Origin of the sequence: Sphingomonas yantingensis (genome assembly GCF_014199325.1) — a bacterium.
GTDB classification, from domain to species: Bacteria; Pseudomonadota; Alphaproteobacteria; order Sphingomonadales; family Sphingomonadaceae; genus Sphingomonas; species Sphingomonas yantingensis.
This window is the reverse complement of record NZ_JACIJJ010000003.1, coordinates 467,198-489,259: the sequence shown is the minus strand read 5'-3', so window position 1 is coordinate 489,259 and position 22,062 is coordinate 467,198. Positions and strand designations below refer to the sequence as shown.

The following is a 22,062-nucleotide window of genomic DNA, read 5'->3' as shown; positions in this document are numbered from 1 at the left end:
GCGCCGGACCGGGAGACATGAATGTCCAACCCCCTGCGGGCCGCGCTGGCGAGCCTGTTCCTCCTGCCGATGGGCGTCGCCGCGGACGCGCAGGCGCCGGCCGCGAACCGCCTGACCGCCGCCGAGCGCAAGGCCGGCTGGACATTGCTGTTCGACGGCCGGGACCTGTCGGGCTGGCGATCCTTTGCCGGGGGCGCCGCGCCGCCGACCTGGCGGGTGAAGGACGGCACGATCGAGCTCGTGAAGGCCGACGGGCAGATGAGCGGCACCGACCTGGTTACCGCCGGGCGCTACGGCGCGTTCGAACTGACGCTCGACTGGAAGACGGCAAAGGGCGGCAACAGCGGCGTCCTCTATCTGGCGCGCAACCTTGCCGATACGAAGCAGGTCTATGAGACCGGGCTCGAGATGCAGGTGCTCGACGACGCCGGCCATTCGGACGGCAAGATCCCCTCGCACCGGGCCGGCGCGCTCTATGACATGACCGTGCCGCCGGCGGGGGCGGCGCGGCCGGCGGGCAGCTGGAACCACGCGCGGCTGCTGGTCGAGCCGGGCCGTATCCGCCAGTGGCTGAACGGGGTGATGACCGCCGACGTCAGCTATGGCGACGATGCGTGGCGCGCGCGTGTCGCCGAGTCCAAGTTCGCGAAGATGCCGCATTTCGGCACCTTCGGCAGCGGCGTCATCGCGCTTCAGGATCATGGCGAGCCCGTCGCCTATCGCAACATCAAGCTTCGCCCGATCGGGCCGAGCGCCATCGTGGACAAGCCATGACCCCCGGACAAGAAACCGCACCCGCAGACGTCATCATCGTGGGTTCTGGGGCCGCGGGCGGGATGGCCGCCTATACGCTGACCAAGGCGGGGCTGCGCTGCCTGATGCTGGAGGCGGGGCGCGACTACGACCCGCAGGCGGAGGTCAACATGCTTGCGCCCGAAAGCGACGCACCGCTGCGCGGCAGCGGCACGCCGGACAAGCCGTTCGGCTATTTCGACGCGACGGTCGATGGCGGCTGGGAGGTGACGGGCGAGCCCTATACCTCGGCGCCGGGCAGCGATTTCAAATGGTGGCGTCCGCGAATGCTGGGCGGACGGACCAACCATTGGGGCCGCCACGTGCCGCGCTGGGGCGCGTACGACTTCAAGCCCTTCTCGCGCGACGGGCTCGGCGTCGACTGGCCGATTTCCTATGACGACGTCGCGCCCTTCTATGACCGGGTCGAGAAGATGATCGGCGTCAACGGCGGTCCGATCGGGCTGGAGAACCACCCGGACTCGCCCGCCGAGTGCCTGATGCCGCCGCCAAAGCCCCGCATCCCCGAGATGCTCATCAAGGCGACGGCCGAGAGCATGGGCATTCCCGTCCGCGCAGCGCACACCGCGGTGCTGACGCGCGACATGCCCGATCCGGTCGCGCCGCGCGCCGCCTGCTACAACGCCTCGCCCTGCACGCGCGGCTGCACGATCGGGGCGATGTTCCAGACGACGACCTCGTTCCTGCCGCAGGCCAAGGCGACGGGGAAGCTCACCGTCCAGACCGATGCGATGGTCAGCCGCGTCCTGACCGACAAGGCGGGCCGCGCGACCGGCGTCGAATATGTCGATCGCAAGACGGGGATGCGGCACGAGGTCAAGGCGAAGGCGGTCGTCCTCGCCGCCGGCACCGGCGAGACGACGCGGCTGCTCCTCAATTCCGGCACGCCGGGCCGGGGCCTTGCCAATTCTTCGGGTGAGCTTGGCCGCAACCTGACCGATTCGACGGGTGCGTCGTTCACCGCCTACATCCCCGGCCTTGCCGGACGACCGCGCTATAACGAGGACGGGATCGGCGGGCAGCACATCTACATCCCGTTCTGGCTCTACGAGCAGCAGAAGCGCGGCGAGCTCGACTTCGCGCGCGGCTATCATTTCGAGGTTTGGGGGCGGTTCGGCGTGCCGTCGTCGAACGTCCTGCCGCGCGTCTGGGGCGCGGACCTCAAGAAGGCGGTGCGGCAGGCGTCGGGCGCGACGATCGGCATGGCGCTGCGCGGGGAGATGATCCCCAACAAGGACACCTATTGCGAGATCGATCCGGGCGTGAAGGACCGCTTCGGCATTCCGGTCCTGCGCTTCGCATTCAGGTTTTCGCAGCACGAGATCAACCAGGTCGCACACGGCCGAAAGACGGCGCACGCGATCTTCACGCGGATGGGCGGCCGCATCCTCGACGATCCCACCCTGCCGCCCGAAAAGATCATGGCCGCGGGGGGCGAGATCATTCACGAACTCGGCACCGCACGGATGGGCGCGGACAAAAGGTCCTCGGTGGTCGACGGCTATGGCCAGGCATGGGACGTCGACAATCTGGCGCTGATGGACGGTGCGATCTTTGCCTCGGGCGCGCACAAGAATCCGACGCTCACCATTCTCGCGCTGGCGCTGCGCTCGTCCGAGCGGCTGGCCGCGCGCTTCAAGTCGGGAGCTTTCGCATGACGCTGTCGCGCCGCACGACGATGCAGTGGATGATGGCCGCCGCTGCCCTGCCGCTCGCCCGCCTCGCCCCCGAAGCGGGCGCGGCGGTGGGGGAGGGCGCGCCGCTGCCCGTGGTCGCGGACTGGCCGGGGCCGGTCCCGCCGCTGCCGCCGACCAGGGGCTATGGCCGCGATCCCACGCTGATGGAGCCGAAGGTCGTCTGGCCGCTGACGCTGACCCCGGCGCAGCGCGCGTCGGTCGATCTGCTGGCCGACATGATCCTGCCCGCCGATGACGTGTCGCCGGGCGCCGCCAAGCTCGGCATCGGCGCGTTCGTCGACGAATGGATCAGCGCGCCCTATCCGGCGCAGCAAACCGACCGGACACTGATCCTCGGCGGCCTGACCTGGCTCGACCGCCAGGGCGAGGCGCAGTACCGCAAGCCATTCGCGGCGCTGGACGCGAAAACGCGGGGCGGGTTGCTCGAAACGCTCTGCACCGCGGCGCCCACAGGCGCGATGGCGATGCCCGTCCGGTTCATGGACCGGATGCGCGGGCTGCTCGTGCTCGGCTTCTATACTCTGCCCGAGGGGAAGGCGGACATGGGCTATATCGGCGACCAGCCGACCGAGGGGCCTTATCCCGGCCCGTCGCAGGAGGCGCTGGCCCACCTGTCCGCGCTCCTCGCGACGCTCAAGCTGACGCCCGCCTAGCCGCAGACGACAAGGCAACCTGAAAAGCCCCTGCCGAGCCATCGGTGGGGGCTTTTTGCGTTCGGGCTCGCAAAGAGGTGCCCAGCGATCATCCGAAAGGATCATCGAACAAACAAACAATCGATTGCAGGAAATCGATTGCATTGCTATGTGAACCCTCAACGCTGGGACCCGCAACGATGGTCCGCAAAAAGGGGAGGTTGTCTTGAACCGTACGCTGCTGCTCGCTTGCACGTCGCTGATCGGGGTCGCCGCGGGGAGCGCGCCCGCTTTTGCCCAGACGGCCACCGTGCCCCCCGCGCCGATCGATGCGCAGGCAGGACAGCCGAGCACCACCGACGCCGATCAGGGTGCGCTCGACGATATCGTCGTCACCGCCTCGGGCCGTGACAAGCGACAGCTCGACAGTTCGGTCTCGGTCACGACGATCTCTGCCGAGACGGTCCAGACCTTCCGCCCAAGCTCGGAATCGGAGGCGCTGCGCCTGATCCCCGGCATCCAGGTCGCGGGCACCGCCGGCCCGGGCGGCAATTCGAACATCGCGGTCCGCGGCCTGCCGGTAGCGACGGGCGGCTCGCCCTTCGTCCAGTTGCAGGAGGATGGTCTGCCGACGGTGCTGTTCGGCGACATGCAGTTCGGCAACAACGATTACTGGACCCGCTTCGACGCCTCGGTCGCCGACGTGCAGGCGGTGCGCGGCGGCGGCGCCGCCACCTTCGCCTCGCAGGCGCCGGGCGCGGTCATCAACTATATCAGCCATTATGGCGAGCAGGCGGGCGGCTATGTCGCCTTCAACCAGGGCATCGGCTATAACGAGCAGCGCGTCGATTTCCGCTACGGCGCGCCGATCGGCGAGACGACGCGCTTCCACATCGGCGGCTTCTATCGCACCGGCAAGGGGCCGCTGCGCGCCGATTACCGCGTCAGCGACAGCTATCAGATCAAGGGCAACGTCACCCAGACGTTCGACGACGGCAACGGCTATGTCCGCGTGCTGTTCAAGCTCGCCGACACGCGGGAGCCGAACTACACCGGCGCCCCCGCGCTCGCGACGATCAACGGGCTGAACGTCAGCGATGTGAAGCCGTTTCCGGGTTTCGACGGGCGGCGCGCGTCGAATTATTCGATCTACAATCGCGACTTCCTGATCTACGACCGCGACAGCACGCTTCGTCGTGTGCCGATGGACGGCATCACCACCAATGCCAAGGCGATCCAGGCGCAGTTCCACTACGACTGGGGCGATCACTTCACGATCGACAACAATGCCCGCTACACCGCGATGGACGGCGCGTTCTCCTCGCCGTTCCTGAACGTCGCGACGCGCGCCAGCGTGATCGGGTCGCAGCTGTCGCTGAACGGCGTCCCCTATGCCACCGTCGCGTCGATCCGCTACGCCAACGGGCCCCGCGCGGGCCAGGCGTTCACCGGCACCTATGTCGACAACAACGTCAACGTGCGCACCAACATCCGCGACGTGGGCAGCTTCGCCAACGACCTCGGCCTGTCGGGCAAGTTCGAGGCGGGCGGCTTCGGCCGCATCACCGCACGCGCGGGCCTGTTCTACATGAACCAGAAGATCGCGATGGACTGGCACGTCGACCGCTCGCTGCGCGAGGTGTCCGGCGACAATCCGGCGCAGCTCGACCTCTATGACGCGGCCGGCGCCAAGCTGACGCAGGAGGGGATTTCCGGCTACAACAACAACTGGGGCAGCTGCTGCAGCCGCGATTACGACTATTCGTACAAGAACACCGCGCCTTATGTCGGCCTCGACCTGACCGGCGACCAGTTCCAGATCGACGGCAGCGTCCGGTTCGAATCGGTGAAGGCCAGCGGCAGCGGGCGCGCGGGCGGGGCCGAGTTCTTCGTCAATTCGGGCGGGGTGCGCATCCCGACGATCACCGCCAACGGCCCGGTCGAGGTGCTCGACTATACCCGCAACTATGTCAGCTGGACGGTGGGCGGCGGGTTCAAGCCGGGCGCCAACACCAACATCTTCGCGCGCGCCTCGCGCGGCGGGCGGTTCAACAGCGATCGCCAGACGTTCGGCGGCAAGTTCTCGCGCGACGGCGACCTTTGCAACAGCGCCGATGCGCGGGCGGGGACCAACGGCTGCGCGGCCGACGGCCTCACCCCCTCGGTCGATTTCGTGAATCAGTACGAGATCGGCGTGAAGAACCAGGGCCGCTTCAGCTTCGGCCGCTATTCGGTCCAGCTCTCGCTGCTCAAGGCCAATTTCAAGCAGAGCACGTTCGAATTGTCGGCCACGCGCTGCCCCGGCGGCGCGGGTGGGTGCATCATCGACGCGAAGTTCAAGTCGCAGGGGCTCGAATGGACGGGCACCTTCGACAGCGGACCGTTCTCGCTGTTCACCAACGCGACCTATACCCAAGCGAAGCGGCTCAACACCGGCGCGGCCGACTATACGCGCTCGCCGAACCTGCCCGACCTCACCTACAACGTCGTCGCCAATTACCGGGTGGCGGAGATCGTCGGGCTGGGGCTCGCCATGACCGGCCAGACCAGCGCCACTGACGATGCCGGCCGCGAATATCCGGGCAAGGCGATATTCAACGCCAACGTGACCGTCGCGCCGCTCCGGAATGTCGAGCTCGGCGTCAACGTCTACAACCTGTTCGACACCTTCGACCTGCGCGGCAATGGCGGTGTCGCCGATCCGACCGTCACCCCGACGGTCATCAGCGGGCAGCCGGCGCTTGGCCGCACCTTCACCGGCTCGGTCCGTTTCAACTTCTGACCCCGGCCTCGCGGGCGGGCGCCGACTTGGCACCCGCCCGCGCTTTATCCTAACGATACCGCCAAAGGAGAGGGCGGCATGAGCGGCAACGACCGGCGCATCCGATCGGTGGCGATCGTCGGCGGCGGCACGGCGGGATGGATGACCGCCGCGGCGCTGGCACAGGCGCTGCAGCGCGGCACGACGATCACGCTGGTGGAGTCCGACGAGATCGGCACCGTCGGCGTCGGCGAGGCGACGATCCCGCCGATCCGCATCTTCAACGACACCCTCGGCATCGACGAGCGCCAGTTCGTTGCCGAGACGCAGGGGACGTTCAAGCTCGGCATCGAGTTTGTCGACTGGGCGAGGATCGGCCACCGCTATTTCCATCCGTTCGGCCCGCACGGCCGCAACTTCGACATCGTGCCGCTGCACCAGCACTGGCTGCGCGCGCGGGCGGAGGGCGAGGGGGCCTCGCTCGACGAGCATTCGATGGCCTGGCACTTGGCCCGCACGGGCCGGTTCGCGCCGCCGAGCCCCGATCAGCGCAGCGTCCTGTCGACCTACGACTATGCCTTTCACTTCGACGCCGGGCTCTATGCCCGCTTCCTGCGCCGCTATGCCGAGGGCAAGGGCGTCGTGCGCGTCGAGGGCAAGGTCCGGGATGTCTCCCTGAATGGTGAGACCGGCCATGTCGAGCGCGTGACGCTCGAGGACGGGCGCGCGATCGATGCCGATCTGTTCGTCGACTGCTCGGGCTTTCGAGGGCTGCTGATCGAGGGGGCGCTGGCGACTGGGTACGAGGAATGGACGCACTGGCTGCCCTGCGACCGCGCGGTCGCGGTGCCGTCCGCGCGGGCCGAGCCGCCGATCCCCTATACCCGCTCGACCGCGCGGGAGGCGGGGTGGCAGTGGCGCATCCCGCTCCAGCACCGCACCGGCAACGGCTATGTCTATTGCAGCGCACATCTGGACGATGACGCGGCGGCGGCGGCGCTGCTGGACCGGCTGGATGCACCCGCGCTCGCCGATCCGCGGCACCTGCGCTTCGTCACCGGGCGGCGGCGGCTGGCGTGGAACCGCAACGTCGTCGCGATCGGCCTGTCTTCGGGGTTTCTGGAGCCGCTCGAATCGACCTCGATCCACCTGATCCAGGCGGGCATCTCGAAGCTGCTGGCGCTGTTCCCCGACCGCGGTTTCGATCCCGCCACAATCGACGAGTTCAACCGCGTCACGTCGATCGAGACCGAGCGGATCCGCGACTTCCTGATCCTCCACTACAAGCTGACCGAGCGGACCGATGCCGAGCTGTGGCGCTATTGCGCGGCAATGGACGTGCCCGACACGCTGAAGCTGAAACTGGAGCATTTCCGCCGCCACGGCAGGCTGGTCGCGCGCGAGATGGACCTGTTCGCGCCGCCGAGCTGGCTCGCCGTCCATATCGGCCAGCTCAATTTCCCCCAGGGGCTCGATCCGCTGCTCGATCACCGCAGCGTCGATGCGCGCGGCTGGCTGGCGAAGCTGCGCGCGGCAATGGCGGCGGAAGCGGCCCGCGTGCCGACCCACGCCGAGTTCATCGAGCGCAATTGCCGGGCGGCGGCATGAACGAGGTTGCGGCCTGCCTCGACCGGGGCTTGGCACTGCGCGGCGAGGAGCGGATGGGTGAGGCCGATGCTGCCTTCACCCGCGCGCACGCGCTGGCGCCGCGCGATCCGGTCGCAGCGCGGTGCCTGGCACAGATCCGGTTCGAGCGCGGGTATCCGGCCGCCGCCCTGTTCGCGGCGGCGCGGGCGCTTGCCCCCGGCGACCGCGACCTGTTGCGCAACGAGGCGCTGGCGCTCGCCGCGGAGCGCGCGCCCGATCAGGGCGAGGCGCTGCTCGCCGATGCGGTCGCCGCGGCGCCCGACTGGCTCGACGGGCAGCGCGTGCTGGCGACCCTTCGCTGGACGCACGAGCTGGGTGATCCGTTCGCGGGCTATGCCGCAGGGGTCGAGGCAATGCCCGGCAACGCGGCGCTGTGGCTCGCTTGGTTCGCCGCGGTGGCGCAGCAGCGCGACTGGCCGGCGGCACGGACGATCCTTGACCAGGCATGCGCTGCGATCGGCGAAACGCGCGGATTGCTGCTTGCCGAGACGTTCATGGCGGTCGAGCGCGACGCCGATCGGGGCGAGGCCCGCCGTCTGCTTGACCTCACGACGGGCATTGACGACGCCGGCCTGTCGATCTGCCGTATCCGGTTCGCGCTACGTGAGGGGGACTGGGTGGGTGCCCGCGATACCGCGCAGGCGATGCTCGGCGGGCCGGCAGCGATGCTCGCTTGGCCATATCTGGCGTTGGCGTGGCGCCTGCTCGGCGATCCGGCGGCCGAGTGGCTGGAGGGCGATCCGCGGCTGGTCGGCGAATACCCGGTGGCGCTGTCCGACGCCGAATTTGGTGAGCTGACCGAGACGCTGCGGTCTCTGCACACCGCCCGCGCACCCTATGGCGAGCAGTCTGTGCGTGGCGGCACGCAGACCGATCGCTCGGTCCTGCTTCGCCACGAACCGATCCTCGCGCGCACGCGCGCCGCGCTGATGGCGGCGGTGGAGGCGCATGTCGCGCAACTGCCGCCGCCCGATCCGCGTCACCCGCTGATCGGGCGCCCGCGCGCGCCGCTGCGGCTTGCGGGCAGCTGGTCGGTCCGCCTCTCGGGCGGCGGGCGCAACGTGCCGCACACCCATCCGGCCGGCTGGCTGAGCTCGGCCTTCTACGTCACGCTGCCGGATGGTGAGGGTGGCGCCCTGGCGCTCGGCACGCCGCCGCCCGAGCTTGGCCTCGACCTTCCGCCGCGCCGCGTCGTCCGGCCCGTGGTCGGCCGGGTTGTCCTTTTCCCTTCAACGCTTTGGCATTCGACGTTACCGTTCACATCCGGCGAGCGGCTCAACATTGCGTTTGATATCGTACCTGCGGCAAGGCGGGGTGGATGACGAAGACCAACGATCCAGAAGGAACGCCGCCGCGGGTCCGCACGCTCGCCGATCTCGCGCGGCTGGCGGGGGTGACGGCGGGCACCGTGTCGCGCGCGCTGGCAGGCAAGGAGCTCATCAGCGCCGAAACGCGCGAGCGGATCCAGAAGCTGGCCGACGAGCACGGCTTTCGCCCCAACCAGATGGCGCGCCGCCTGCGCACGCAGCGGACCGGCGTCATCGGCGTCGTCGTGCCGCTGGGGCACGAGCGGCGCCAGCATCTGTCCGACCCGTTCTTCATGACGATCCTCGGCCACCTTGCCGATGCGCTGACCGAAAACGGGTACGACCTGATGCTCTCGCGCATCATTCCCGATGCCAACGACTGGCTGGAGCGCATCGTCACCTCGGGCATGCTCGACGGCGTGCTGCTGATCGGTCAGTCGGACCAGTTCGAGGCGATCGAGCGGGTCGCCGCGACCTATCGCCCGCTGGTCGTCTGGGGCAGTGCGCTGCCCGGACAGGTGCATTGCGCGGTCGGCGTCGACAACCGGATGGGAGGACGGCTTGCTGCCGAGCGGCTGATCGAACGCGGCTGCCGCCGGCTCGCATTCCTGGGGGAGGTGCGGACGCTCGAACTGATCGAGCGGCATCGCGGCGTCTGCGATGCGCTGGCCGCGGCGGGCCTGCCGCCGCCGTTGCAGCTCGATACGCACCTCGCCTCCGACATCATGGCCGACGAGATCGCGGGCCATGTCGATGCGCTGCCGCCCGAAGTCGACGGTATTGCCGCCGCGTCCGACGTGATCGCGATGCGGACGATCCGCGCGCTGGTCGATCGCGGCATATCGGTGCCCGGCCGCATCGCCGTCACCGGCTTCGACGACCTGCCGCTGTCCGAGAGCATCGTGCCGCGCCTGACGACGGTGCGACAGGACTTGGTCACCGGCGCGCGCGCGATGGTCGACGCGCTGTTCGCCCGGATCGGCGGCGCGGACGCCCCCTCGGTCGAGATGCCGCCGGTGCTGGTGCCGCGCGACAGCGCCTAGGCGACGGCGATCCGGTCGCCGTCGATCACCAGGTCGAAGAAGGGCGCCGGAACGCCGCCGAACGCCGCGCGCCGCGCCTCTGGCGTCGCGGGTTCGGTTGCGGGGCCGCCGCGCCAGTAATTGACGAAGCTCGCGACGCGAAACTCGTCCATCACCCACCAGCAATAGGCTTGGACCGGCGCCGATGCGGGGTTCGCGGCCACCAGCCCCGATCCGTTGACCGGTCGCCACGGCCCCTCGATCCGCTCGGCAACCATTGCATAGAGGCCGGAGGGCGCGCCGATCCCCGGCGCGAAGCGATGGGCGTGCGTCGACCAGAACAGATAATAGCGGCCGGCATGCACGACGATATGTGGTCGCTCGAGCTCGCTGTTGGTGCCCACGGCCGACACGATCGGCGGCAGCAGCGACCAGCCATCGCCGCTTGCCGTCGCGGCCCCGATCACGCCGTCGGGAAAGCGGTCGGCGCCGCCGGCATTCGCGGTGAAGAACAGATATTCGCGACTATCGGCGGGATCGCGGAAATAGCCCGGATCGCGAAAGCCTTTGATGCCCGTCGGCGCGGCGACGGCGTCGCGTGCGACCGTGTAATGCGCGCCATCGGCGACCACGCATTCGATCGGCGGGCTCCACGCGCCGAAGCGCGGCTCGCCGTCGACGACCGCGAAGGGGGCGCGTGTTTCGAACACTCGCTGCTCGAACGTCGTCGGCTCGCCCCGGCGACCGGCGGCGGTGAAGAAGTGCCGGACGCTGCCGTCGGCCGTCCGCACCGCCGATCCCGACCATTCGCGGCTGCCCGGGGTGAATCCCGGTTCGAACGTCCAGCCATGATCGCGCCACCCACCATCGCCATGACTCAGCAGGCGGATACGGGCATGGTCGTGCCGCGCCTCCGGATCGGGAAAGCGGGGCGTGGCGAGGAAGAACCACCAGCTTCGCCCGCCGTCGAACACCGTCGACCCGTCGGCCTCCGTCAGATGCCACATGTCCCACAGGTCGAGATCGGGAAGCCCCGGATCGTGCGAGACTTCGGCGAACGGCACGATCGCGGCACCCGGCTGCGCGGCGGCGAGCCGGGCGGCGTCCGCAGACCAGACCCCGGCGAGCGGGTGCGTTCGAGCCACGGTCATATCCTCCCCCACAACGATGACGGCCACCTTGGCGCAAAGCCGGATGCGTTTCAACAATCGATTGCATCGCTGCCTCTAACCGCCTAGCCTGCGTTCAAAGCAAGGGTGGAGAGGGCATGAGCGGCTATCAGGGCGTGGCACCGCAGGCATCGTCGATGGGCGGTCGCCGGATCAGGCAGGATGGCGCGCCGGTCCTGCTCAAGGCGCTGGTCTTCCTCATGTTCGCGATGTTCGCGATGACCACGGACTCGGTCGGCACCGTCATTCCGGAGGTGATCCGCGAATTCGGCCTTGGGCTGACCGCGGGCGGGTCTTTCCAGTATGCGACGATGTCGGGGATCGGCATTTCGGCGATCGCGCTCGGCTTTCTAGCGGATCGCATCGGGCGCAAGCCGACGATCCTGATCGGCCTTGCGCTTTTCGGCCTCGGTTCGGCCCTGTTCGCGGCGGGCCATGATTTCCTGTTCTTCACCTTTCTGCTGTTCGTTTCGGGCCTCGGCATCGGCATCTTCAAGGCGGGCGCGCTGGCGCTGATCGGCGACCTGACCCGCTCGACGCGCGAACATGCCGCGACGATGAACCTGGTCGAGGGGTTCTTCGGCGTAGGCGCGATCGTCGGCCCGGCGCTGGTGGCCGTACTGCTTCAGGGCGGGGCAAGCTGGAAGTGGGTGTATCTGGTCGCGGCGATGCTGTGCGGGCTGCTGGTGCTCGGCACCTTGTTCGCGCGCTTCCCGCAGCCGGTCGCGGCCGCGGCGGAAAGGCCGCAGGCGGGGGAGGCGCTGCGCCTGATCGGCGACCCGACCGCGATCTTCTTCGCCGCGGCCCTGATGCTCTACGTTGCAGCGGAGGCGGCGATCTATGTTTGGGCGCCGACCTATCTCGCCGATTACAAGGGCGAGTGGGCGTGGCTGGCGCTCTATGCGGTGTCGATCTTCTTCGTGCTGCGCGCCGGCGGGCGGTTCGTCGGCGTCTGGCTGCTCGGGCGGTTCGAATGGAGCACGGTGCTCGCGATCTGCAGCGGCGCGATGGCGGCGCTGTTCTGGCTGTCGGTGATCGGCGGGCGCGGCGTCGCCACCTTTGCGCTGCCCGCCACCGGGCTGTTCATGTCGGTGCTCTATCCGACGATCAACTCGACCGGGATCAGTTGCTTCGACAAGCGCCGTCACGGCGCGGTGGCGGGCTTGCTTCTGTTCTTCACCTGCCTGTCGGCGGTGCTCGCCCCGCTTGGCATGGCGGCGCTGGCGGAGGGGTTGGGCGATACGCGCTGGAGCATCGTCCTCGGCGCGGTGTTCGCTAGCGGGCTGGCGCTGCTGACGGGGTGGAACCTCATCGCTCGCCCGTTCGCCGCGCGGCTCGCGGCGCGAAACGCCGCGGACTACGAGCCGGGGGAGGCAGGTGCTAGCTGACCGGGCATCGCCCGCCCGTTTCGACCCGATCAAAGGTGTCTCACGCGAACAGCCGTCCTTTCGAACCACGCCGGTTTTTGTTACCGCTCGCAAAAAGGTTCAGGACAGGATTGCCAATGACGCTTCGCCCCCTTCTTCTCGCCGGCCTGTCATTTCTGGCGGCGAGTGCGGCCGAGGCGCAGACCTTTCCGATGCTCGACCGAAACGGCAGCCGGGTGGCGATCGAGCCCTATGGCCCCGGTATCGTCCATGTGACGATCGCGCTCGACCCCAAGGAGATCGAGAAGGGGCCGGGCTACGGCATCAGCGGCAAGCCTGCGCCCGCGGGCTGGACGCACCGCGCCGATGCGGCGGGCGATACGTACAGTTCGAGCGATCTGTCGGTGACGGTGAACGCGCAACCCTGGCCCAAGGCGCCGAGCCAGATGGAGCGGTACTTTGTGCCCTCGCTGCCGCCGGTGTCGATCGCGGTGCGGGGTGCGGACGGGCGCGAGATCACGGCGATGACCGGCTGGGAACTGGCCCCGCACGAGGTGAGCGGCGAAAAGACGTTCCGCATCGGCGCGACCTTCGCCGAACCGCGGGGCACACATTACTATGGGCTTGGGCAGAACCAGGAAGGTGCGCTCGACCTGCGCGGGCGGACGATCGATTGCCGTCACAATTACGATGCGCCGACCGGCGAGACGGTGTGCGTGCCCTTCCTCGTCACCGACAAGGGCTATGCGATCCTGTGGGACAACCCATCGGTCACGACGGTGTCGCCGGGGATCAACGACAGGACGCAGTTCCAGTCGCGCGTGGGCGAGCGGGTGTCGTTCTTTATCGTCACGGGCAAAACGACGGACGACCTCTACGCCGGCTATGCCAGACTCACTGGCCGGACCCCGCTGCCGCCTAAGGCCGCGTTCGGGCTGATCCAGTCTAAGGCGCGGTACGAGACGCAGGCTGAGCTCATGAGCATCGCCGACGGCTATGCGAAGCGTAACCTGCCGCTCGACGTGATGGTGCTCGACTGGTTCCACTGGACCCGCATGGGCCAGATGGACATCGACCGGACGGCCTTCCCCGATCCCGCCGGCATGAACCGCGAGCTGCATGCGCGCGGGCTGCACACGATGCTGTCGGTGTGGCCGCGATACGAGCGGGAGGGGCGCTATTATGACATGCTGGCCTCCAAGGGCTGGTTCCTGAAGGATCCGGACGGCGAGCCGGCCTATGGCCTTGCCATCCGGTCGGACCGGGTGGGGGCGCTGATCGACAGCACCAACCCCGACGCGCGGCAGTGGTTCTGGGGCAGGATCCGCGACAATCTGGCCAGCGAAGGCTTCGACTGGTTCTGGCTCGACGAGACCGAGCCGGATCTGGTGCCCGCGGGGAAGTTCTATTCGATCGGCTCGGGCGACCGCTTCTACAACCTCTTTCCGCTGGTCCACACCGGCGGCGTGGCGGAGGGGTCGGCGAAGGACCGGCCCGACTTCCGCAACCTGATCCTCGCGCGCGCGGCGTACACCGGCGCGCAGGCGTCGGGCGCGATCTTCTGGACCGCCGACGTGCACGCAAGCTGGGAAGCCTTGCAGCGACAGGTGCCCGCGACGCTGAACATGGCGGCAAGCGGCATCGCCTATACCAGCAGCGACACCGGCGGGTGGCAGTGGCCGAACGGGCCGAAGGCGGAGCGGCCGGTGCTGGTCGACCCCGCCGGCGCCACCGCGATGGGGCCGGATTACCGGGACTATCCCGAACTCTTCGTGCGCTGGTTCCAGTATAACAGCTTCACCCCAACGCTGCGCATCCATGGCCAGCGGCCGGCGACGGCGATCTGGGAATATGGCGCGGCGGCCGAGCCGATCCTCGCCGACTGGCTGCGGCTTCGCTACGCGATGATCCCATACCTCTATTCGCTGGGGCGACAGACGTACGAGGGCGGGGCGCCGTTCATGCGCGCGCTGTTCATGGATTTCGGCAGCGATCCGAAGGTCGCCGACATTCGCGACCAGTATATGTTCGGCCCCGCCTTCCTCGTCGCGCCCGTCGTCGAGCAGGGGCGGACGAGCCGGTCGGTGTACCTGCCCGCCGGGACCGACTGGTACGACTACTGGACCAACAAGCGTTACACCGGCGGTCAGACGATCGAGGCGGCGGCACCGATCGAGCGGATGCCGCTCTTCGTGCGCGCGGGGTCGATCGTGCCGATGGGCGCGGCGGTTAAGAATACAAGCGAGAAGCAGGCGCTGACCGCGATCCGCATCTATCCGGGGCGCGACGCGCGGTTCCCGCTTTATGACGATGACGGCGTGACCAACGCCTATCAGCGCGGCGGGGGGCGCAAGGCCGAGCTCGTCTGGAACGACGCGACCGGCCGGCTGTCGGCCAGCGGGCGGCTGCCGACCGGACAGGATGCCGCGTCGCTGGTCGAAGTAGTGCGCGGTCAGTGAGGGCGCTGCTAGCGCTCGCGCTGGTTGCGTCACCGATTGCTGCGCAGCAATCGCCGCGGCTGGAGACGAAGGACGGTCGCCACGCACTGATCGTCGACGGCAAGCCCTTTCTGATGCTGGGCGCACAGGCGAACAATTCGTCCAACTATCCCGCCGCGCTGCCCAAGGTGTGGCCGGTGGTCGAGGCGATGCACGCCAACACGCTCGAAATTCCGATCGCGTGGGAACAGGTCGAGCCGGTCGAGGGCCAGTTCGAATTCGGCTTTGTCGACACGCTGCTGGCGGAGGCGCGGGCGCACGACAGGCGGCTTGTCCTCCTGTGGTTCGGGACGTGGAAGAACACCGGCGCCAGCTATGCGCCCGAATGGGTGAAGCGCGACGGCAAACGCTTTCCGCGGATGCGGACTGCGGACGGCAGCGCGCATTATGCGCTTAGCCCGCACGGGACCGAGACGCTCGCCGCCGACCGCCGCGCCTTTGTCGCACTGATGACGCATCTGGCGAAGCACGACGCGCAGAACACCGTCATCATGGTGCAGGTCGAAAATGAGGCGGGCAGCTATCGCCTCGCCCGCGACCATGCCGCCGACAAGCTGTTCCGGGGGCCGGTGCCCGCCGAGCTCGTCCGCGCGCTGAAGGTCAATCCGGGGACGTGGGAGGTGGTGTTCGGCAAGCGGGCAGAGCAGTTCTTTCAGACCTGGCATCTCGCGCGATACGTCGATGCGATCGCCGCGGCGGGCAAGGCGGCGAAGCCGCTCCCCATGTACGTCAATGCCGCCCTTGGCAGCGCGTTCACCGACGAGGGGGGCGAGGTCGGCCCGTCGGGCGGGCCGAACTGGAACGTCATCCCGGTGTGGAAGGCGGCGGCCCCGCACATCGACCTGCTCGCGCCCGACATCTACAATCGCAAAGCGCCTGACGTGGCAGCCTTCCTCGACAAGTACGCCCGTCCCGACAATGCGCTGATGGTGCCCGAGATCGGCAACGCCGCCGACTATGCGCGCTTCTTCTGGCCCGCACTGGGCAAGGGCGCGATCGGCTTTGCGCCGTTCGGCATGGATGCGACGGGGTTCTTCAACTACCCACTGGGTGCCAAGAGCTTCGACGGCGGCGTGATCGAGGCGTTCGCTGCGCCCTATAAGCTGTTCGCGCCGATGGCCTCCGATTGGGCGCGGGTGGCCCGCGACCATCCGATTTGGGGCACGGCCAAGGACATGCCCCAACAGTCGGTCGTCATGGGCCGATGGAAGATCGCCGCCGAATACGGCCAGTGGCAGATGGGCGAGGCCGATTGGGGCACTTGGCTCAAGACCGAAAAGCATCCCGACGCGGACCGGCCCGTGGGCGGCATCGTCGCCGCGCAGATCGCCCCCGACACCTTCCTGATCGCCGGCGCGAACGTGCGTGCGCGGATCTCGCTGGCCGCCCCGGCGAAGGGCGAGGCGGGCGAGATACTAAGCGCCGAGGAAGGCAGCTTCGTCGCCGGCAAATGGGTGGCCGCGCGCCGCTGGAACGGCGACCAGACCGACTATGGCTTTAATTTCACAGGCGAACCTGTGATGCTGCGCGTAACGATGGGTAGCTATCGCTGACGAAAACGGGGAGTGGGTGATGACGGGACGTTTTGACCGCCGCGGGCTGATCGCGGGGGGCCTTGCCGCCTCGCTGCTGGCTGGCCCGGCCTTGGCGGAGGCGCGTCGCCGCGTCGCAGCGAGCGACAAGCTCCACGTCGGCGTCATCGGCTGCAAGGGGATGGGCTGGAGCGACCTTCAGGCGATGATGAAGGGCAGCGATGTCGTCCCCGTCGCGCTCGCCGATGTCGATGCGCGCGTGCTGGCGGAGCGAGGGGCGGAGCTGCGCAAGGCGGGACACAGCCCGCGCCTCTATGACGATTACCGCCGGATGCTCGACGACCCCTCCGTCGATGCGGTCATCATCGCGACGCCCGACCACTGGCACGCGCTGCAGCTGATCGACGCGCTGTCGGCGGGCAAGCACGCCTATTGCGAGAAACCGCTCGGCAACTCGATCGCCGAATGCCGGGCGATGGTTGCGGCACAGGCGCGGCACGGCGGCGTCGTGCAGGTGGGGCAATGGCAGCGCAGCGCCCGCCATTGGGGCGATGCGATCGCGCACGTCCAGTCGGGCAAGGTCGGCCGCGTGCGCAAGGTCAAGGCATGGGCCTATATGGGCTGGATGAAGCGCGTCGCGCCGCAGCCCGACGGTCCGGCGCCCGCGGGGGTGAACTACGACCGCTGGCTCGGTCCCGCACCCGCCCGCGCGTTCAACCCCAACCGCTTCCATTTCAGCTGGCGCTGGTACTGGGACTATGCCGGCGGGCTGATGACCGACTGGGGGGTCCACCTGATCGACATCGCGCGGATGGGGATGAAGGCGGACGTGCCGCGGGCCGTCACCTCGATCGGCGGGCCGTTCGGCTATCCGGACTCGGCGATGGAGACGCCGGATACGCAGACCGCGATCTTCGACTTCGGCGACCATCTGCTCGAATGGGAGCATGCGGTGGGGATCGGGCAGGGGCCCTATGGCGGGCGCGACCACGGCGTCGCCTTCATCGGCGAGCGCGGGACGGTGGTGGTTGATCGCGGTGGCTGGCAGGTGATCCCGGAGACGAGCGACGGCAAGCCGCTGAGCCCCGCGGTGCCGGTCACGCCCGGTCGCGACGACGGCCTCGTCCGCCACACCGCCGACTTCGTCGCGTGCATCAAGGATCGCTCGCGCATCCCTGCGTGCCCGATCGGCGAGGCGGCGGCGACGGCGATCGTCTGTCAGATGGGCAACGTCGCCTATCGCACCGGCCGCCGCGTCGAGTGGGATGCGCGCGCGGGCCGCTTCGGGAACGACGCGGGGGCCAATGCGCTCATCACGCCGCGCTACCGTGCGCCCTATCGACTGGCCGCGCGATGAGGGTGCTCCTCGCACTGCTGGCGCTCGCGGCGCCCGCGTCCGCGCAGCAGTCGATCGAGGCCGCGCGCGCGATCGCCGGCGATCCGGTCACGACGCCGCAGCGCCTGACGCTGACCGATATCCCGAAGACGACCGGCAAGCCGACCGCACTGTTCGACGGGCGCACCCTCGACGGGTGGCAGGCATGGCTCGGCTATGCCGACCCGGCGATCACCTACAATGCCGGTCCCGATGCGCGGCCGATCGGGCGGTCGCGCGACACCGGCGCCGATTTCGCCGTCCGCTCGATCGACGGCAGGCCCGCGATCTGGGTCAAGGGCGAGACTTGGGGCAGCCTGATCCACCGCGCCGACCTGTCCAACTACCACCTGCGGCTCCAGTTCAAGTGGGGCGGCAGGACGTACGCCCCGCGCGAAAAGCAGCCGCGCAACAATGGCCTGCTCTATCACAGCCACGGGCAGCCGGGGGAAGTGTTCGGCACCTGGCAACCCTCGACCGAGTTCGAGATCATGACCGGATCGACGGGCATGATCGTGGCGGTGGGCAGCCAGCTTCGGGGCCGGACGACGGTCGCGTTCGAACCGAAGATCATCGCTCCGCATCTGCGCTATCGCGCTGGCGGGCGGGAGGTCGATATCGTCAACGGCACGCCCACCTGGAACGTCGAGGCGGCGACCGATGCGGAGCGGCCGGTGGGGCAGTGGAACACGCTCGACCTCTACGTCGTCGGCGACCGCGCGGTGCACGTCGTCAACGGCGTGCCTGTGGCGGAAGTCCGCGACCTCGCGACGATCGCACCAGATGGTCGCCGCGTCCCGCTGACGCACGGGCGGATCCAGCTGCAGTCGGAGGGAGCGGAGACGTGGTTCCGGGATATCGTCGTCGAACCGATCGATCGCCTGCCACGCGTCCGCGCCGCCGGCTGACCCATCTGACGCATGGCGGTCAGAGCGCGGCGCGGCGCCTCGCGGTTTCGCGCCGATGGGCGATTTCGGTCGACACGCGTTCCTTCGCCTCGAGCTCGGTAAAGTCGAGCAGGTCGGCCATCACCCGGTCGAGGTGCGCGCGCATCGCCCGCCGCGCCGCGGCCGGATCGCGCTTCTCGATCGCCTCGAGGATGCGGTGATGGTCGGCGATGCGCGGGGTCTGTCCGGCGCGTGCGATCCGCTCGAGCATCTCGTGCGACAATGGCGATCGGCGGCGCAGGTCCCACATCGCCTCGACCATCATCGCCAGCACCGCATTCTGCGACGCCCGCGCGATGGCGAGGTGGAAAACGCGATCGGCGATCCACTCGGCACTGCCCTCGGCGCGCTCCTCCTTGTCCATGTCGGCGAGGATATCGCGCATCGCGGCGATCTGTTCGTCCGTCGCCTCGAGCGCGGCGAGTGCGGCGGTCTGCACTTCGACGATCCGACGCGCCTCGATCAGTTCGACGGGGCCGATATCGAGGCTGCCGGCCTGCGCGGCCTGTGTGACCCTGTTGCTGCGCACGAAAACGCCCGAGCCATGCCGCGGCTCGACCAGCCCGAGGATCTCGAGCCCGATCACCGCCTCGCGGATCGTCAGCCGGCTGACGTTGAAGCGTTCGACCAATCGCTTTTCGGAGGGCAGTCGATCGCCGGGTCGAAGCACGGCGCCTTCGATCTCGGCACGCAGCACGTCGATAACATGCCGGTACAGGCGCGCGCTGGGGGCGTTGCGGGTCCGCTCATCCTCTCGCGCCATGATCTTCCACCCCCGCCGGACCGCGATCTTATCCGACGAAAGTGGCGGATCGGCAACCGAAACCTGTCCGATCACCCTGCATTGACTTGTCTGATGAGTTGCCGCACCCAATGACGCGGACAGGCCGGTCGGTGCCGGCGGGAGGGGCGATCATGCGGACGCATGGGGCCGGGGAGAGGCGAATGACGGACGAGCCTTTGCATCGTGGCGGCGCATGCACGAGCGCGGCAGACGCATGACCGAGCGCACGCCCCCCGCGGCGGCGCTGCGACCCGCGCTGATCCTCACAGTCTGCCTGTTCTTCCTGTGGGGCATGGCCAACAACCTAAACGACATCCTGATCGCGCAGTTCAGGAAGGCGTTCGTCCTCAGCGATTTCGAGACGAGCTTCGTCCAGCAGGTCTTCTATCTCGGCTATTTCCTGTTCGCGGTGCCGGCGGCGATGCTGACGCGCGCGCGGGGGTACAAGCCCGCGATCGTCGCCGGGCTGCTGCTCTATGCCGCGGGCGCGACGCTGTTCTATCCCGCGGCGCAGTTCGGCGAATATCACTATTTTCTGGCCGCGCTGTTCGTCATCGCCTGCGGGCTCGCCTTCCTCGAAACCTCCGCCAATCCGCTGATGACCGAGATCGGCGACCCGGCGGGGGCGGCTCGGCGGCTGAACTGGGCACAGGCGGCCAATCCTGTCGGTACGCTCGCCGGGGTCGCGATCGGCAAATATTTCATCCTCGGCAAGGTCGCGCACGACGATGCCGCGATCGCCGCGATGCCCGCCGCGCAGCAGACGGCGGTCTACCGCGAAGCGGTATTGGCGGTGCAGGGGCCGTATCTGGTCATCGGCCTCGTCGTACTGGGGTTCGCGATCGCCGCGCTGCTGATCCGATTTCCGCAGCATTCGGCGCGCGAGTTCGAGGGGAGCGGCGGCCGCTTCGTCGACGTGCTGCGTCGCCCCCGCCTGCTCGGCGCGGCGGCGGCACAATTCTTCTATGTGGGGGCGCAGGTGGGGCTCTGGAGCTATACCATCCGCTATGTCCAGGCGGGCACGCCGGGGACGACCGAGGCGAGCGCCGCCGATTTCCTGTTCGCCAGCTTGCTGCTGTTCGGGGTCGGTCGGTTCGCGGGCTCGGCGCTGATGACGCGGATCGCGCCGGCGCGGCTGCTCGCGCTGTTCGCGGCGATCAGTTTCGCGCTGACGCTGGTCGCGTGGCTCGCGCCGGGCAGTGCCGGGCTCTATGCGCTGGTCGCGGCCAGCTTCTTCATGTCGATCCAGTTTCCGACGATCTTCGCGCTCGGGATGGAGGGGCTGGGGCCGCTGGCCCGGACGGGTGCGTCGCTCATCATCATGGCGATCATCGGCGGCGCGGTGTTGACCGGGCTGATGGGCTTTATGTCCGACCGCTTCGGCATCGCCGCTGCGATGCTGGTGCCGGCGGGTTGTTTCATGGCGGTGCTGCTCTTCGCACTGCGCGCGCGCCGGCCGGTGGGAGCGACGGCATGAAGACAATCGTCTGCGACCGCCCCGGCGTCCTCAGCCTTGCCGAGCGACCGCGACCCGAGCGGCAGCCGGGCGAAGTGCTGATCCGCATCCGCCGGGTGGGCATCTGCGGCACCGACTATCACATCTATGGCGGCAACCAGCCCTATCTGAATTATCCGCGCGTCATGGGCCACGAACTGGCCGGCACGGTCGAGGCGGCGGATGCCGGATCGCCGCTGGCACCGGGTCAGGTGGTCACGGTCATTCCCTATCTCGCCTGCGGATCCTGCGTCGCCTGTCGCCGGGGCAAGCCCAATTGCTGCATGCGGATCCGGGTACTGGGTGTCCACATCGACGGCGGCATGGCCGAATATCTGTCGGTGCAGGAAGCCTATGTGCTGCCGACCGAGGGGCTAACGCTGGATCAGGCCGTGATGATCGAGTTCCTCGCGATCGGCGCCCATGCCGTACGCCGCGCCGCGCTGACCGGGGGCGAGCGGGTGCTGGTGGTCGGGGCCGGGCCGATCGGGCTGGCCACGGGCATCTTCGCCCGCCTTGCCGGGGCGCAGGTGACGCTGGTCGATCGCGACGCCGATCGGCTGGCGCTTGGCCTTGCGGCGGCGGGGCTGGACCGGGGCGAGGTCGCCGATGCGGGGCTGGCCGAGCGGCTGGCCGCCGCGACCGAGGGCGAGTTCTACGACGCGGTCTTCGACGCCACGGGCAATCCGCAGGCGATGGCGGCGGGTTTCGGCTATGTCGCGCATGGCGGTGCCTATGTCCTCGTCAGCATCGTCGCGGCCGACATCGCTTTCAACGATCCCGAATTCCACAAGCGGGAGACGACGCTGCTCGGCTCGCGGAACGCGACGCACACCGATTTCGAGCAAGTCATCACCGCCGTTCGCGCGGGCAGGGTCTCGCTCGCGGCGCTCCACTCTCACAGCTTCGCCCTAGACGAGGCGCCCGCGCGGTTCCCCGAACTGATCGCGGGGCAAAGCGCGGTCATCAAGGCGATCGGCGCGATCTGATACGCGGCGTCATGGCTTCGGGATCAA

General features: G+C 68.7%; 16 protein-coding genes. 14 read left to right on the top strand and 2 right to left on the bottom strand.

Going from position 1 to position 22,062, the window contains the following annotated elements; genetic code table 11:
- Positions 1-21 precede the first annotated feature (21 nt).
- From FHR19_RS12250 to FHR19_RS12220, 7 genes are all read left to right on the top strand, one after another.
- Positions 22-774: a 3-keto-disaccharide hydrolase gene (locus FHR19_RS12250; protein WP_184028747.1), complete on the top strand. Its 753-nt coding sequence runs from the start codon at positions 22-24 to the stop codon at positions 772-774.
- Positions 771-2,471 (top strand): GMC family oxidoreductase, encoded by a 1,701-nt coding sequence (locus FHR19_RS12245; RefSeq protein WP_184028744.1) that lies wholly within the window; start codon positions 771-773, stop codon positions 2,469-2,471. Before FHR19_RS12250 ends, FHR19_RS12245 begins: the two co-directional genes overlap by 4 nt.
- Entirely contained in the window at positions 2,468-3,163 is a 696-nt protein-coding gene (locus tag FHR19_RS12240; RefSeq protein ID WP_184028741.1) for a gluconate 2-dehydrogenase subunit 3 family protein, read from the top strand. Before FHR19_RS12245 ends, FHR19_RS12240 begins: the two co-directional genes overlap by 4 nt.
- A 205-nt stretch (positions 3,164-3,368) precedes the next feature.
- Entirely contained in the window at positions 3,369-5,924 is a 2,556-nt protein-coding gene (locus tag FHR19_RS12235) for a TonB-dependent receptor (RefSeq protein ID WP_246359480.1), read from the top strand.
- A gap of 78 nt (positions 5,925-6,002) precedes the next feature.
- On the top strand, positions 6,003-7,511 hold the full coding sequence (locus tag FHR19_RS12230) for a tryptophan halogenase family protein (protein WP_184028738.1): 1,509 nt from the start codon (positions 6,003-6,005) through the stop codon (positions 7,509-7,511).
- Positions 7,508-8,872 (top strand): putative 2OG-Fe(II) oxygenase, encoded by a 1,365-nt coding sequence (locus tag FHR19_RS12225; RefSeq protein ID WP_184028735.1) that lies wholly within the window; start codon positions 7,508-7,510, stop codon positions 8,870-8,872. The genes FHR19_RS12230 and FHR19_RS12225 overlap by 4 nt, the downstream gene beginning before the upstream one ends.
- The gene (locus FHR19_RS12220; RefSeq protein ID WP_184028732.1) at positions 8,869-9,900 is read left to right on the top strand and encodes a LacI family DNA-binding transcriptional regulator; all 1,032 of its coding nucleotides are present in this window, start codon (positions 8,869-8,871) and stop codon (positions 9,898-9,900) included. The genes FHR19_RS12225 and FHR19_RS12220 overlap by 4 nt, the downstream gene beginning before the upstream one ends.
- Here FHR19_RS12220 and FHR19_RS12215 read toward each other — a convergent pair.
- Complete coding sequence (locus FHR19_RS12215; protein WP_184028730.1) at positions 9,897-11,030, bottom strand: glycoside hydrolase family 68 protein; 1,134 nt, start codon at positions 11,028-11,030, stop codon at positions 9,897-9,899. The genes FHR19_RS12220 and FHR19_RS12215 overlap by 4 nt on opposite strands.
- A 116-nt stretch (positions 11,031-11,146) precedes the next feature.
- Between FHR19_RS12215 and FHR19_RS12210 the strand changes: the two genes are divergently transcribed.
- The 5 genes from FHR19_RS12210 (at position 11,147) to FHR19_RS12190 (ending at position 18,728) form a co-directional block, all read left to right on the top strand.
- On the top strand, positions 11,147-12,436 hold the full coding sequence (locus tag FHR19_RS12210; RefSeq protein WP_246359479.1) for an MFS transporter: 1,290 nt from the start codon (positions 11,147-11,149) through the stop codon (positions 12,434-12,436).
- Between the two features lie 116 nt (positions 12,437-12,552).
- Positions 12,553-14,874, top strand: a complete 2,322-nt coding sequence (locus FHR19_RS12205; RefSeq protein WP_184028727.1) for a glycoside hydrolase family 31 protein — start codon at positions 12,553-12,555, stop codon at positions 14,872-14,874.
- Positions 14,871-16,466, top strand: a complete 1,596-nt coding sequence (locus tag FHR19_RS12200; protein ID WP_184028724.1) for a DUF5597 domain-containing protein — start codon at positions 14,871-14,873, stop codon at positions 16,464-16,466. Before FHR19_RS12205 ends, FHR19_RS12200 begins: the two co-directional genes overlap by 4 nt.
- 19 nt (positions 16,467-16,485) lie before the next feature.
- Positions 16,486-17,802, top strand: a complete 1,317-nt coding sequence (locus FHR19_RS12195; RefSeq protein WP_184028722.1) for a Gfo/Idh/MocA family protein — start codon at positions 16,486-16,488, stop codon at positions 17,800-17,802.
- Positions 17,799-18,728 (top strand): 3-keto-disaccharide hydrolase, encoded by a 930-nt coding sequence (locus FHR19_RS12190; RefSeq protein ID WP_184028719.1) that lies wholly within the window; start codon positions 17,799-17,801, stop codon positions 18,726-18,728. Before FHR19_RS12195 ends, FHR19_RS12190 begins: the two co-directional genes overlap by 4 nt.
- A gap of 19 nt (positions 18,729-18,747) precedes the next feature.
- On the opposite strand, the gene FHR19_RS12185 is transcribed toward FHR19_RS12190, so the two are convergent.
- Positions 18,748-19,530 carry a FadR/GntR family transcriptional regulator gene (locus FHR19_RS12185; RefSeq protein WP_184028716.1) on the bottom strand — a complete coding sequence of 261 codons (783 nt, stop codon included), beginning with the start codon at positions 19,528-19,530 and terminating at the stop codon, positions 18,748-18,750.
- A 235-nt stretch (positions 19,531-19,765) separates the two neighbouring features.
- Between FHR19_RS12185 and fucP the strand changes: the two genes are divergently transcribed.
- Both fucP and FHR19_RS12175 read left to right on the top strand, forming a co-directional pair.
- Complete coding sequence (gene fucP / locus FHR19_RS12180; RefSeq protein WP_184028714.1) at positions 19,766-21,028, top strand: L-fucose:H+ symporter permease; 1,263 nt, start codon at positions 19,766-19,768, stop codon at positions 21,026-21,028.
- On the top strand, positions 21,025-22,035 hold the full coding sequence (locus FHR19_RS12175; protein ID WP_184028711.1) for a zinc-binding alcohol dehydrogenase family protein: 1,011 nt from the start codon (positions 21,025-21,027) through the stop codon (positions 22,033-22,035). Before fucP ends, FHR19_RS12175 begins: the two co-directional genes overlap by 4 nt.
- Positions 22,036-22,062 lie beyond the last annotated feature (27 nt).

Coding starts and splice junctions, on each gene's coding strand:
- FHR19_RS12250 (WP_184028747.1), top strand. CDS start 22: ATGTCCAACCCCCTGCGGGCCGCGCTGGCGAGCCTGTTCCTCCTGCCG.
- FHR19_RS12245 (WP_184028744.1), top strand. CDS start 771: ATGACCCCCGGACAAGAAACCGCACCCGCAGACGTCATCATCGTGGGT.
- FHR19_RS12240 (WP_184028741.1), top strand. CDS start 2,468: ATGACGCTGTCGCGCCGCACGACGATGCAGTGGATGATGGCCGCCGCT.
- FHR19_RS12230 (WP_184028738.1), top strand. CDS start 6,003: ATGAGCGGCAACGACCGGCGCATCCGATCGGTGGCGATCGTCGGCGGC.
- FHR19_RS12225 (WP_184028735.1), top strand. CDS start 7,508: ATGAACGAGGTTGCGGCCTGCCTCGACCGGGGCTTGGCACTGCGCGGC.
- FHR19_RS12220 (WP_184028732.1), top strand. CDS start 8,869: ATGACGAAGACCAACGATCCAGAAGGAACGCCGCCGCGGGTCCGCACG.
- FHR19_RS12215 (WP_184028730.1), bottom strand. CDS start 11,030: ATGACCGTGGCTCGAACGCACCCGCTCGCCGGGGTCTGGTCTGCGGAC.
- FHR19_RS12210 (WP_246359479.1), top strand. CDS start 11,147: ATGAGCGGCTATCAGGGCGTGGCACCGCAGGCATCGTCGATGGGCGGT.
- FHR19_RS12205 (WP_184028727.1), top strand. CDS start 12,553: ATGACGCTTCGCCCCCTTCTTCTCGCCGGCCTGTCATTTCTGGCGGCG.
- FHR19_RS12195 (WP_184028722.1), top strand. CDS start 16,486: ATGACGGGACGTTTTGACCGCCGCGGGCTGATCGCGGGGGGCCTTGCC.
- FHR19_RS12190 (WP_184028719.1), top strand. CDS start 17,799: ATGAGGGTGCTCCTCGCACTGCTGGCGCTCGCGGCGCCCGCGTCCGCG.
- FHR19_RS12185 (WP_184028716.1), bottom strand. CDS start 19,530: ATGGCGCGAGAGGATGAGCGGACCCGCAACGCCCCCAGCGCGCGCCTG.
- fucP (WP_184028714.1), top strand. CDS start 19,766: ATGACCGAGCGCACGCCCCCCGCGGCGGCGCTGCGACCCGCGCTGATC.
- FHR19_RS12175 (WP_184028711.1), top strand. CDS start 21,025: ATGAAGACAATCGTCTGCGACCGCCCCGGCGTCCTCAGCCTTGCCGAG.